Origin of the sequence: Chloracidobacterium sp., from assembly GCA_015075585.1 — a bacterium.
In the GTDB taxonomy this organism is placed as follows: Bacteria; Acidobacteriota; Blastocatellia; order Pyrinomonadales; family Pyrinomonadaceae; genus OLB17.
The window spans coordinates 407,629-421,828 of the sequence record JABTUB010000002.1; the positions used below are offsets into that span (position 1 = coordinate 407,629).

Sequence of the window (14,200 nt, forward strand, 5' to 3'; positions counted from 1 at the left end):
CAAGAAAAATCAAGTAGATCTAGGATTGTTTATGACAAACACTTTGAATGTCTTAGGGCTTGACCTAGGGCCGACCTCAATCGGATGGGCATTGCTGCACTTAGAATGTGATGAGGACGGCAAAATACTTCGAGACCAAGAGGACTTTCTTATAAATGCCAAGATCAAGGATATTGGCGTCAGGATATTTCCTGCAACAACCGACGATAAGACCAAGGCCCCGAAGAACCAAAAGCGACGAGCGTCGCGGCTTCAAAGACGGCTCGTAGCTCGAAAAGCTCAGCGGCGAAACGATATCCGATCTTTTCTGATGGAACACGGACTATTACCCGAGCTATCCGCTGCAACCTCAGCCGCTAGATTCGACGAGCTTGGCGATCCGTTCGAATTGCGGGTTCGAGCGCTCGATGAAAAGCTTGAGCCGCACCAGATCGGCCGCGCGATATATCATCTTGCTAAACGGCGCGGTTTCCTGAGCAATCGAAAGTCCGGCACCACAAAGGAAGACGGCGTGGTTCTTGGCGGTATAAAGGAAGTTCGCGAGGCTATGGAGGCCGGCGGCCATCGAACGCTGGCAGAATACCTCGTCACCCTGCCAAAAAAGCGAAAACATTTCACCCATAGGGCGATGACCGAAGATGAGTTTGAAACGATCTGGAATGTTCAGTATCAATTCCATCCTGACATTCTGACCAATGAACTGCACGCAAAATTAAAGAACGCAATATTTTATCAGCGGCCCCTCAAACTACAACGCGGACTTATCGGCAAATGCACTTTTGAAACGGATAAGAAACGCTGCGATATTGCGCGACAAGCCGCGCAACGCATGCGTTACTGGCAAGACATCAATAATCTGGCATGGCAAGACCAGCAGACGCTCAGTTGGCAAACGTTGACGCAGGAGCAAAAGATATTGCTTGCCGAGGAATTCGAACAGTCAAAAGAGGTCAGCTATAAGAAGCTGCGAAAGCTATTAAAGCTTTCCGACGATATAAACATCAATCTCGATAAAAAGCTCTATGGCAACAAAACCGCGTATGCGTTCCGAAAAGCGATTCCCGCAAGGTGGGATGCGTTGAACGAAGAAGAACAAGATCGACTGACTGAAGACCTGTTCCGGATCCAAAATGAGAACGGCCTCAGGCGTCGGCTAAAGGAATTCTGGCAATTCAGTGACGAAGACATAAAAAAACTGGAGGATGTCTGGTATCAGCTCGAGGACGGTTATAGCCGTCTGTCGCTAAAGGCGATCAATAAGGTATTGCCAAAGATGAAGGAGGGCCTGCGATACGATCAGGCTGTACTAGAGGTCTATGGTGATCATCGCAAGCAATTTGGCGGCGACGAATCCCAAAAGCTTCCGCTTCCGCCGAAAGACCTGCGGAACCCCATCGTCTTTAAGGCCCTTTGTGAACTGCGCAAGGTTGTCAACGCTGTGATACGTGAATATGGACGTCCCGACATCATCCGTATTGAGATGGCACGCGACCTCAAGCTGACTGAGAAACAAAAGGAAAAGGCGATCCAGCAAAATCGAAGCAATGAGAAAGCGAACCAAGAAGCAGCGGCATATATTTCTCAACGCATGGGCATAAGCCCTGAGAACGTTTCCGGAACAGATAAGTTCAAATATCGCCTTTGGAAAGAGTCGAACGAGCGCTGCCCTTACACGGGCAAGTTGATACCGCTCAGTAGCTTATTCGATGACGGCGTTGTAGATATCGAGCACATAATCCCATACAGCCGTTGCTATGACGACTCTTACATGAACAAGACCATTTGCGATGCGAAGTTCAATCGAGAGGTAAAGCTGAACCGGGCGCCGGGCGAGATCTTCGATACGGAAAGTGAGGAACACTACCAATTGATGCAGCGGATCAGTTGTCTTCCCCGCGGAAAGCAGCGGAAATTCACGATGACGGCCGAGCAGCTCAATACGACGGATTGGGTCGGCCGTCAATTATCCGACACCCGTTACATTTGTCGAGAGGCAAGAGGATACTTACTTCAGTTATTTCCAAGCAGTAATGATGAGAACGCGTACGTTCAGGTCGTTGCGGGCGGAGCCACGGCGAATCTTCGGCGTGTTTGGGGCATCAACGCGATCCTTTCGGATGGTGATATCGATGTCAAGAACCGTTGGGATCATCGCCATCACGCATTGGATGCGCTTGTCGTTGCCCTATGCGATCGCGGCCTTTATCAAATGATCTCGAAACTTGCCGGCCGCAATCGCGATATGATGCGTTACATCTTAAAGGGCATCGGCGAACCGTGGCGAGGCTTCTTGGATGATGTCAACGCAGCGGCGGAAGGGATCGTAGTATCGCATGCGCCTACACGAAGGGTTCGCGGCCAGCTTCTTGAAGATACCGCATACGGCGCTACACAGACGCCGGGCGTGTATGTGGTCAAAAAGGCACTTGCGTCTATCACACTTCCGGCTATCAAGGCCATCGTAGATAAGGGTGTCAAAGAGCTTGTCGAGCTCCGCCTGTCGCAATACGGCGGCGATCTGAAGAAAGCGTTTGCCGATACTCTTTACCATAAGGACGGCAAGACACCGATCCGCAATGTCCGATGCTTTGTGGCAATGTCTCCGGACACTGTTGTAGGCATAAAGGACGCTGAGGGCAAGGAATACAAATACTATCCGCTTGCCGGCAACCATCATGTCGATATCTTCGAAAACATCGACACCGGTGAGCGAAAGGCCGTCCTTGTACCGCGCTTCTATGCCGCAAAGCGCGGGTGGAAGCCCGCAGATCTCGGCAGTGAATGGAACAAACTCTTCTCGCTCTGTGCCAACGACTATGTCGAGTTTCGTGGAGATAAAGGCGAATTACGCATTTTAAGGATACAGAAGATGTCCGGCGGTGGAGATACGCGTGTTGATATGCGACCACCGGAAGATGCAAGAAGTGATTACATCAAAGGAACAAGTGTTGCTCTAACAACGTCTAACGGTCTTCGGAAGATCGTAAGAAAACTGCAGGTTGATCCGTTGGGACGGCTCAGAGAGGCAAAGGATTGAAATTTTTCGGTTCGCTTGCCGCATTGAAAATTATGATCAAGCGAACCGTAGAAATTTCGACACCGGGATGCTACGTCCACACCAAGGATGACCAGCTTGTCATAGAAAGAGACGGCTTCAAGGTCGGCAGCGTTCCCATCGAAGACCTTGGCGTGCTGATACTCGACAGCCCGCAGCTTCTCATCACATCGTCTGTGATGCGTTCATTAGCTGAGCAGAATGTTTCGGTCATCTTCACCGATTCAAAACATCTGCCATCAAGCCTTACGCTGCCATTTTCTGTTAACTCCATACAGACAAAGGTGCTTAACGGGCAGATCGGCATTTCACTGCCGACAAAGAAACGCCTTTGGTCTGCGATAATATCTCAGAAGATCTCAAACCAAGCCCGTTCACTTGAGCTATGCGGCAAGGACGGCAACGCACTAAAGGGGATCGCAGCACGGGTCAAGAGCGGCGACCCCGAGAATCTTGAGGCATTCGCCGCAAAGCTGTACTGGAAGAAATTGTTCGGTGATGACTTTCGCCGCGACCGAGACCTACCTGACCACAATATGTTCCTCAATTACGGCTATGCGATCGTTCGGGCAGCAACGGCGCGCGCAATAGTTGGCACGGGACTTCACCCCAGCTTGGGCATAAACCACAAGAACCAATACAATCCGTTTCCGCTTGCTGACGACCTTGTCGAGCCTTTGCGCCCATTTGTGGATGTGCGCACATATTCTGTCCTAAGCGAGTTGAGTGGCTCGAACGAAGAGTTGGAGCTTACACGCGATATTAAGAAACAGTTTCTGGCGTTGCTTGCCGATGACTGCTTATTTGACGGCCGCCGGTCGCCGCTTCTTGTAGCACTAGGCAACTATGCGGCTTCAATAAAACAGGTAATGATGGGTGACTCAAGTAAACTCCTGCTGCCCGCACTGTTGTAACGGCACGGCCGGGGCCGATATGCCGGCACGTTCGTATCCGCTATGTTTTATTTTGGAGGGCTAGATACTGTGTGGATGGTTGTAATGTTCGATCTGCCGATGGAAACATCTGAGGAACGGCGACGGTATGCTCAGTTTCGCAAAGTTCTTTTAAGAGATGGTTTCACTATGCTTCAACTGTCGGTTTACGGCCGACACTGCCCGTCTGAGGAAAACGCCGATGTTCATGAAAAGCGTGTCGTTTGGGCATTGCCGCCAAAAGGTAATGTGCGTATAATAAAAGTTACCGAAAAGCAGTTCGCACGGATGAAAACCTTCTATGGAAAAGCCCCACGCAAAACAGAAGAACCACCTCTCCAACTTAGTTTTTTCTAAGCTCGATCAGTGGTTCCCCCTTTCTTTTCAGCCATTTACGGCTGATCTAGTTTAGCAGATAAGAGAATCGCCGCAACTCACAACTATCTTCCTTAGGTCAAAATAGAAATAGAAAGTTTAGCAGATAAGAGAATCGCCGCAACTCACAACCGTCCCAAATTGGAGAGTTAAGGCCCATTAAGTTTAGCAGATAAGAGAATCGCCGCAACTCACAACTTCTATTTCTGGGGTTAGCCCCCCGATATAAGTTTAGCAGATAAGAGAATCGCCGCAACTCACAACAGAAGCTTGTCCATCTCCTCGCGCCACTTCAGTTTAGCAGATAAGAGAATCGCCGCAACTCACAACTGATCGGATCTTCAGTCGGCATACTCCCCAGTTTAGCAGATAAGAGAATCGCCGCAACTCACAACACGCATCATCTTAGGCTCATACCAGTACGAAGTTTAGCAGATAAGAGAATCGCCGCAACTCACAACGAGCAGAAATTTGGGATGTCGGCGACAGAAGTTTAGCAGATAAGAGAATCGCCGCAACTCACAACAGAATACGGCTTATGGCACGGCAGGGTACAAGTTTAGCAGATAAGAGAATCGCCGCAACTCACAACTATCGTAAGTATGATCTTTATCTTACGTTGAGTTTAGCAGATAAGAGAATCGCCGCAACTCACAACCGCAGATTTCGTGTAACGTGGGCGCCGGGCAGTTTAGCAGATAAGAGAATCGCCGCAACTCACAACTATATCCCCTGCTCTCCCCTTTATAATATGAGTTTAGCAGATAAGAGAATCGCCGCAACTCACAACTGTGCATCGCATAGGCGATCAATTGAGATCAGTTTAGCAGATAAGAGAATCGCCGCAACTCACAACTCCGACGGCGACAAACAGCGACTACAAAGGAGTTTAGCAGATAAGAGAATCGCCGCAACTCACAACCTACACCTGCGCCTATCTTAGACGCGCCGAAGTTTAGCAGATAAGAGAATCGCCGCAACTCACAACTGGCCTTCGCCATACGAGCAACCAACGCAAGTTTAGCAGATAAGAGAATCGCCGCAACTCACAACTGTACCCGATTCATATATCTTCCAACTACCAGTTTAGCAGATAAGAGAATCGCCGCAACTCACAACCTATCGCCATATCGTCATTCCGCCTCTCTAGTTTAGCAGATAAGAGAATCGCCGCAACTCACAACAGATCATTCACAACCTCGAATGTGTCTTCAGTTTAGCAGATAAGAGAATCGCCGCAACTCACAACATAAAGCGATGATCGAAGCAATGAACAAGAGAGTTTAGCAGATAAGAGAATCGCCGCAACTCACAACCGGGTGTATGCGAGAAGCCAACTGCCGGCAAGTTTAGCAGATAAGAGAATCGCCGCAACTCACAACATGGTCGACGCTATCCCGAAGCCTCGTACAGTTTAGCAGATAAGAGAATCGCCGCAACTCACAACGCATATCGACTTCGGCTTTCAACTCGTCCAAGTTTAGCAGATAAGAGAATCGCCGCAACTCACAACTTCGAGCGGTGCAGCGTGGACAAAGGCGAAAGTTTAGCAGATAAGAGAATCGCCGCAACTCACAACACCGCCGACATAGGCGTTATCGCCGAATTAAGTTTAGCAGATAAGAGAATCGCCGCAACTCACAACTGCGACAGAGTTACGGCGATACACGCCATAGTTTAGCAGATAAGAGAATCGCCGCAACTCACAACCATTCTCGTTCATAACATTCGATCTATACCAGTTTAGCAGATAAGAGAATCGCCGCAACTCACAACGAACTATTCGCTCATTAGTCCTTTCTTGTAGTTTAGCAGATAAGAGAATCGCCGCAACTCACAACAGGCGGGACGGCCCGTACATCCTTTTTGCAAGTTTAGCAGATAAGAGAATCGCCGCAACTCACAACCCGAATTTCGCGATGTAGCTTGTCTTTAAAGTTTAGCAGATAAGAGAATCGCCGCAACTCACAACCTTCGCTGCCCACGATTTCGGCCACATCCGAGTTTAGCAGATAAGAGAATCGCCGCAACTCACAACAATTGAAACTCAATTCGGGCAAAGTGTTGAGTTTAGCAGATAAGAGAATCGCCGCAACTCACAACTTTGAGCGTCCGGCGTGATCGTCCGGCGTAAGTTTAGCAGATAAGAGAATCGCCGCAACTCACAACCGAAACACTCCATGTCTTTGTAGAAAGAAAAGTTTAGCAGATAAGAGAATCGCCGCAACTCACAACAACACGCTGGATTTGAATATCGCCATAATAGTTTAGCAGATAAGAGAATCGCCGCAACTCACAACATCGACGGTGCCGGCAATGTCGCTCAGAGAGTTTAGCAGATAAGAGAATCGCCGCAACTCACAACATGTACTTAGTCCGGCGAAACGTGTCTGTAAGTTTAGCAGATAAGAGAATCGCCGCAACTCACAACAATTTATACCGTTGCCGCCGGTGTAGTTAGAGTTTAGCAGATAAGAGAATCGCCGCAACTCACAACACCGACAAGTACGGCAAGACGTGGGATAAAGTTTAGCAGATAAGAGAATCGCCGCAACTCACAACTTGCGAGGTCGGGCGATATTGATGTCGAGTTTAGCAGATAAGAGAATCGCCGCAACTCACAACCAACCAGCGTTTTCGACTATGACTTGATTTAGTTTAGCAGATAAGAGAATCGCCGCAACTCACAACGAGCTTGCGTCGGTCTAGTCGAGCTTTTAAGTTTAGCAGATAAGAGAATCGCCGCAACTCACAACCCGTTTCAGAGCAGGCATCAATAGCTTTGAAGATATTCCGAAGATGCTTCAAATCATCAGAGAAGAGGGTGTCGAAATCATCAAGATCGACACCGACAAGATGATGGAGCCTGGCCAATGGGGGTGGCGGCCGTTCGCGGTGGACATGAGGATGCCGAACGGCCAACTCGTGGAATTCTACTCGTCATTTACTGAGATGATCGACGCTCAGGATACAACGAGCGAGACGCATCCCATAGACAACCACAAGCTATTTGAGAAATGGAGAAATGTAAGCGAATCTGAGAAGACGAATAACCCAGAGTATCAGAAAGACGTCGATGCCTCTTACGCCGTTTATCAAGAGGCGTGGGAAGCAGGATTGAAGCGCGCGGGCTACAAGGACGATGCAGCGGCTTCAGCTTCCTTCGCCAAGGCGGTTGCTTCTTTAGGGTCGGTTACTCGTACAAAGTCGTCTTCGAGTTCATCGGCAGAAGGAACGCCCTCCGACCAAACGCCGTCAGAAGACCGCCGCATTGACGGCAACCTGGCGCCATCAAACATTACGAACGCAGACGAATCACGCCGTCCCTTGCCTACTGAGAAGGGCAACTTATCGACTGACCGATCATCGAAAAACATATCATCACCCGATGACATTATACCACAAGAAGGCGACACGAAGCCGACGCAAACACAGCCGCGTTCCGGCAGGGATCTTGTCCGTGCTTCCCTAGATCGAGTACGCAGAGAGAAGGCGGCCGCCGACGCCGCGAAGAAGCAAAAGGATAATGACGATTTCGGCGATCTGGACGACCTTTTAGGCGTAAACCAAAAATCCGCGATCGAGCCTGAAGAGCAGCCGTTTTTCCAAAGCAAATATGAGAAATTCAAGCCCGCTCTCGAAAAGGCCTTTGGCAGTGTCGGAGAGGGAACGCCTAACGAGCGTGTAGATGCCTTCATTAACAAGTTGAACGAGCGATATCCTATAGACGCGCTCGAACAGCTAGAGCCGTATCTGGTGCGTTTTGTTGAAGATTATATCTTGACGGCAACGCCCAATATGAGCGAAAATAACGACGTAGAGGCCACAGATGATTTTAGACGAAAACAAACTGACGAAGATGGTCAAGGTCGCGATGCAGGAGAAGGCTCCGAAGATGTACGCGGAACTGACGGCGGACGGCACACTGAACAAGGTGGCCCGCGAGAGAGCGAACGCCGCAATGGAGACGCTGTATCAGATGGAGAACGAAGCGACCAATCAGACCGCGACGGGGCCGATATCCCACACGTTTCTCGAACGGATACAGAAACACACGGAACTCAACAATCAAGCGACGCGGACAGCGATAGAGCAAGCGACGGAGTTTCCGAGGGAAGACGAGAGCGACGACGAGACTATCTAGCGCCCGAAGGCAGCCTTACTCGTGAAGGCTCGTGGCGGCAAGCAGCAGAGAACAACCTGAACGCTATCGAACTCGCTAAGAAGATCGAGTCCGAGGATCGCGCAGCAACGCCCGAAGAACAGGCGATACTTGCCAAGTTTGTGGGTTGGGGCGCGTCTGAACTCGCAAATAACGCCTTCAGAGAGCCGACCGCTTGGGGGATGTCGCCTGAGTGGAAGAAGATCGCCGAGCGTATGCGCGAGGTGATGACACCGGAAGAGATACAGACCGCACGGCGCTCTACACAATACGCACATTACACATCGGAACAGGTCATACGCGGCATCTGGAGCGCTCTCAATCGCTTCGGATTCCAGCAAGGAACTATCCTTGAGCCAGGCATGGGCATAGGACTGTTTCCTGTTGCGGCCCCCAAGGTGACGGCTGAAAATTCGTCGTACACAGGCGTCGAAATGGACGCGATGACGGCCAGGATAGCAAAACTCCTATTGCCTGACCAGACCGTTCTGCCAACGGATTTTACAAAGCAAAGGATCCCTGCCAACCATTTCGACGTTGCGATAGGAAACCCGCCCTTCTCGAAGACGGTAGTTTACGCTGACCGCAAATACAGCAAGCTGAAGCTCCGTCTGCATGACTACTTCTTTGCGAAATCGCTTGATTCAGTACGGCCAGGCGGCCTTCTTGCTTTCGTCACGTCTAACGGCACGATGGACAAGAAGAACAATGCGGCCCGCGCGTACTTGGCAGAAAGTGCCGACCTGCTTGGAGCAATACGCCTTCCGCAGACCGCGTTCAAACAAAATGCCGGCACGGAAGTGGTTACAGATGTCCTGTTTTTCCGCAAGCGCATGGCCGGCGAAGAGCCAAGCGGCGTAAAGTGGCTAGGGCTTGCTGAGGTTACGGCAAAGAATGAGTGGGGCGCGGATGTCACCGGTCTCATCAACGAGTATTTTGTGGATCACCCTGAAATGGTTCTTGGTGAACATTCGTTCACAGGGTCGATGTACGCATCTGACAGCTATACCGTTGTCCCGAAAGAAGGTGACATCGAAGCGCAATTCCTGGAAGCTGTCGATAATCTGCCGAAGGCAGTATTTGCGAAGCAGGCTCAGGCGGCGGATACAGCGACAAAGGCGGCCGAAAGGGACTGGAGTATAACAGCCAAGAAGGAAGGTTCGCTGTATATTCACGACGACGGGCGTCTTATGATCGTGGACGGCGGTTCGGGCATCGAGCTGTCGGCAACAAAGAAGATACCTGCCAGTCATTTGAAGATGCTGAAGGACTATGTAGCGCTTCGGAATGCGTTAAAGCAGGCGCAATATGACCAGCTTCATGCCGAAGACGATCCTGCAATTAAGATCGCCGAGGCGAAGGCGGACATAGAAAAGCAACTCGCCGAGTCGGGCGGCACAAAAGAGCGGGCAATAGAGCGATTCGGCAGGATGAACGATCTCGATCTGATGCGGACGATCACCCAACATGCAATGAAGATAGGGGCGTCGCCAAAGCAGTACGCCACCGCGCTGTCTGACGTTCTGGGCCGTGACTACATTACGATGTGGCCGGTCGAAAATGAACTGTCCGCATGGGAAGTCTCGCTTGCCGCCCTGAACAAAGAATACGACGCCTTTGTGAAGAAGCACGGGAATATCCTGGAGTTCACGGAGCGCGAAGTCACAAAATCCGATGAAGACGGCAATCTCACAACAAATGTCATTAGGACATTTAAGAAGGACAACATTCTCAGGAATGACATTGAGTCGGCACTGGTAAAGGCGCTTGAACGCGTCACCGATGACGGAACGATCGAAAAAGGCGCTCCGTTGTTGGGCAGGCAGATAAAGCCGCCCGCTCCGCCCAAGATCGAGAATCTGAACGATGCATTGATGGTATCGCTTGACACGCTTGGGCATCTCAATCTCGACCACGTTGCAGAACTGGTGCGTCCTATCCAGGAGATGACCCGCGAGGATGTGATAGCTGCACTCGGAGACGCGATATACGAGGAGCCTGGCGGCGGCGGGCGCTACGTTATGGCTGACGAATATCTGTCGGGCAATGTTAGGGAGAAACTTGAACTCGCCGAGGCTGCGGCATCGGATAAGCGATTCCGTCGGAATGTCGAGGCGTTGCGAAAGGTACAGCCGTTGCCGCTGGCCGCCGAAAAGATATCTATACAGCTTGGCGCAACGTGGGTACCGGCTGAGCATGTGTCAGAGTTCGCAAAGCAAGTTTTAGGACTGAAAGGAGAGACGCTTCAACGCCGCGGACAGCACGGCTCTGCGGTGTACTTCGATCCTGCCACGAATAGATGGACGGTTCCTGAAGCGCACGGCTCGGGCGCGCGAAACGCTCGGTCGGCGACAGCCGAATATGGCACCGAGCATCGATCACCGGCAGAGATATTGGAAGCGGCGCTGAACGATCAGAGCGTTACGATCACATCGACGGATGAACACGGTAAGAAATATCCGAATAAGGATGCTATCGCCGCAGTTCGGGCCAAGATAGAAAAGATGAACCAAGCGTTTAGACCTTGGCTGTTCTCAGATGCGGCCAGAGGAAAGGCACTTGTCAGTCTATACAATGAAAAACTCAACGTCATGGCCCCGCGTGAGTTCAACGGAAGCCACTTAACGACGCCTGGATTGTCCGTAAAGTTCAAACTTCACCCGCACGTCAAGCGCGGGATATGGCGTATTATCCAAACGGGCAACACCTATTTGGCACACGCGGTTGGTGCTGGAAAAACATTGCAGATGATCGCATCCGCAATGGAACAGAAACGTCTCGGGCTTATAAGCAAGCCGATGTTCGTTGTCCCTCGGCACATGCTTCAACAATTCTCGTCCGAATTCCTACAGGCGTATCCGTTGGCGAATATCATGGTTGCGGATGAGGAGAGCTTCCATACGGACAATCGGCGGCAGTTTGTCGCCAGGGCCGCTCTGAACGATCTTGACGGGATCATCATTACACACTCGGCGTTCGGTCTGCTTCGCACTCGGCCGGAGTCGTCGTCATCTGTACTCGATGAGCTTCTTGCCGACATGCACTTCGAACTCGACCGCCTGACGACCGGAGTAACCGGCGACGGAAAGAGGGTTGGCGATTCGATGCAGGATACTCGGACGATCAAGCAGATCGAGCAGCGTATTGAGGCAATCGAGCAAAAGTTCTTCGGTCGCATGAACGCATCGCGCGATAACGTGGTGGACTTTGAAGACCTAGGCGTTGATTTTCTCTACGTTGATGAAGCGCATGAATTTCGCAAACTCGATTTCGTCACGAATCAGACGAATATCAAGGGCATCGATCCTCAAGGATCGATGCGAGCGTTAGACCTTATGGTCAAGAGCCGATGGCTCGATCAGCAAAGACCAGGCCGATCGTTGGTAATGGCGTCAGGTACGCCTATCACGAACACAATGGCGGAGCTGTACACGATACAGAGGTTCTTTGACCCGCACGGTCTTGCGGCGAATACACTTTCACACTTCGACGCATGGGCGAAGGAATTCGGACAGATCGAAGAGAATGTCGAGCCGAACGCGGCCGGCGGCTATCGGCTGGTGAAGCGTTTCTCGAAGTTTGTCAATACCGGCATTTTGATGCAGCACGTCCGCTCGTTCATGGACGTTATTACGCTTGGACAGTTACAAGGCCTTATCAAAATCCCTTCAATCAGGACAAATACGGAGGGCAAGGCGGCGCCGCAAGTCGTCATTACCGAGCGCTATCCTGAACTAGAGGCGTATCTGAAGGGGCCGTTGTCTGATCGCATCACGGCGTCGGAGGCGTGGAAGCCGTCACCGAGTGAGCCGAACAACCCCGATCCGATGATTGCAATTATTGCGGACGGTCAGCTCGCGGCGTTCGACATGCGATTCATCTATCCGTCGTTACCAAGTAACCCCGCTTCTAAGCTGAACCGTCTCGCGGACGGCATAATCGACAGCTATCATGCTTACAATGATATTGAATACACCAATCCGTCCACAGGCGAACCGTACCCGATAAAAGGCGCGGCGCATATTGTGTTCTCATACTCCGGATTTGGTGACCAAGTGGCAAAGAATCGCGGATTCAATGCACGGCAATGGCTGCGTAAACGCCTGACCGAAGGCGGCATACCGAACAATGAGATAGCGTTCATTAGCGACTATAAGACGACCTCTGCAAAAGCGGCTCTTTTCAAGGAAGTTCGAGAAGGGAAAAAGAAGATACTAATCGGTTCGCCCAAGAATATGGGGACGGGCGTCAACGCCCAGTTGCGGCTAAAAACGCTTCATTATGGAGTGGCGCCGTGGTATCCGGCGGACATTGAACAGCCGCACGGCCGCATCCTGCGTCACGGCAACCAAAATCCCGAAGTAGAAGTCAATTGGTACGCGGCCAAAGGCACCTATGATGAAGCTCAGTGGGGGATGCTCGCGCGCAAGTCCAAGGCAATAGAAGATGCAATGACAGGCAAATTCGATGGCGATATCGAAGATGTCTCGGAATCATCACAATACGCAATGGCCTCGGCACTTGCCTCTGGTGACCCACGAGCGTTGCGTTTAGCTGAACTTCGGGGCGTCGTTGAGAAATACAGCCGCCTTGAGCAGGCGTATCACGCAAGTCAGAGCGGCCTTCGCGCCGATCTTAGAGATTTCAATTCTGGAGTCAGCAATAACAGCATTAGCTGGAACGAACAACAGCTCAAGCGGCATGAAGACGCCATTGCCATTGCGCCCTCGGAAAAAGTGGATCGCGAGAATTTCACGATCCAGATAGGCAAGAAAGCTTTCACCCCAAGCGAGGACGTGAAGGTTACGGATATAGGCAAGACCCTGCAAGACGCTTGGAGACGAGAGGTACAGCGGTTCACGAAGGAAGCGGTCGAATCGAGAGCGCTGCAGCGTGGCACCGTCGCGACCGTATTCGGGAAGCACGAAGTGCGCGCAAGCGTGTGGGCGGACGGGCACAGTATTAAGTCTGACTTAGCCATCTACATTGGCGATGTTTGTATCAGCCTGACAGATTTAAGCGTCAAACCGACGGACATCGACAACGTATCATCGTCAGGGCTGATTACTCGCATATACAATGCGTTTAATGGTTTGGGCGACGCCGTAAAAGACCGAGCGGCGAAAATTGAGAAACTGAAGCAGCAACGTGCCGCAACAGAAGAGGCCCTCAGGAAGCCTTTTGAATTCGAGGATGAGCTTAATAATGCTCGCGCTGAATTGAACCAGCTAGGAATGGAGATGGCGGGCGTCGATCTAGCGATTCCGCCCGATACGATAACGGCGGATGAGCTGAAGGAACTTGCGGACGATTACAACCTGCACGATGACAAAGGCGACGTTGATGAGCCGACACTCAAGTCTGCGGTGCCGTTGAATGATACTTCGTCAGAGGGTTCGGGCTTGGACGCGAACGGCAACTTAATGCCCGAAGCGGCGAAAGGGATCGCTGAGGAACGTGCGAATATCGAGAAGGGAGCCAAAGCAGACGGAACGTGGTTGAAGGCTCCGAACGGCGATACGTCAAAGCTCACGCCGCATCAATGGATAGATTCTCGCACAACACGGTTCAAGAGGTGGTTCGGTGATTGGGAACTGGGGGCGAAAACAACTTCTATTGTCACAGCAGCCCGACACACGTTCACCGACCTGCAAGATGCGGCACGATGGGCAAAAA

The 14,200-nt window shown here is 51.2% G+C and carries 4 protein-coding genes, 1 pseudogene and 1 CRISPR repeat array; of the genes and pseudogenes, 4 read left to right on the forward strand and 1 reads right to left on the reverse strand.

Going from position 1 to position 14,200, the window contains the following annotated elements; genetic code table 11:
• The first annotated feature begins 31 nt into the window (after nt 1-31).
• The 4 genes and pseudogenes from cas9 (at nt 32) to HS105_10895 (ending at nt 12,021) form a co-directional block, all read left to right on the forward strand.
• Nucleotides 32-3,037 carry a type II CRISPR RNA-guided endonuclease Cas9 gene (gene cas9 / locus HS105_10880; protein MBE7517096.1) on the forward strand — a complete coding sequence of 1,002 codons (3,006 nt, stop codon included), beginning with the start codon at nt 32-34 and terminating at the stop codon, nt 3,035-3,037.
• A gap of 32 nt (nt 3,038-3,069) precedes the next feature.
• Nucleotides 3,070-3,969 carry a type II CRISPR-associated endonuclease Cas1 gene (gene cas1 / locus HS105_10885; GenBank protein ID MBE7517097.1) on the forward strand — a complete coding sequence of 300 codons (900 nt, stop codon included), beginning with the start codon at nt 3,070-3,072 and terminating at the stop codon, nt 3,967-3,969.
• 42 nt (nt 3,970-4,011) lie between these two features.
• Nucleotides 4,012-4,344 carry a CRISPR-associated endonuclease Cas2 gene (gene cas2, locus HS105_10890; protein MBE7517098.1) on the forward strand — a complete coding sequence of 111 codons (333 nt, stop codon included), beginning with the start codon at nt 4,012-4,014 and terminating at the stop codon, nt 4,342-4,344.
• Nucleotides 4,345-4,392: 48 nt separating this feature from the next.
• A CRISPR array of direct repeats spans nt 4,393-7,118; the repeat unit is 36 nt; unit sequence AGTTTAGCAGATAAGAGAATCGCCGCAACTCACAAC.
• A 43-nt stretch (nt 7,119-7,161) separates the two neighbouring features.
• Nucleotides 7,162-12,021, forward strand: a pseudogene (locus tag HS105_10895) (N-6 DNA methylase).
• A 1,053-nt stretch (nt 12,022-13,074) separates the two neighbouring features.
• On the opposite strand, the gene HS105_10900 reads toward HS105_10895, so the two are convergent.
• Complete coding sequence (locus tag HS105_10900) at nt 13,075-13,449, reverse strand: hypothetical protein (protein MBE7517099.1); 375 nt, start codon at nt 13,447-13,449, stop codon at nt 13,075-13,077.
• Nucleotides 13,450-14,200 lie beyond the last annotated feature (751 nt).

Excerpts from the sequence above, each read along its gene's own strand:
- cas9 (MBE7517096.1), top strand. The coding sequence starts at position 32 with ATGACAAACACTTTGAATGTCTTAGGGCTTGACCTAGGGCCGACCTCA.
- cas1 (MBE7517097.1), top strand. The coding sequence starts at position 3,070 with ATGATCAAGCGAACCGTAGAAATTTCGACACCGGGATGCTACGTCCAC.
- cas2 (MBE7517098.1), top strand. The coding sequence starts at position 4,012 with ATGTTTTATTTTGGAGGGCTAGATACTGTGTGGATGGTTGTAATGTTC.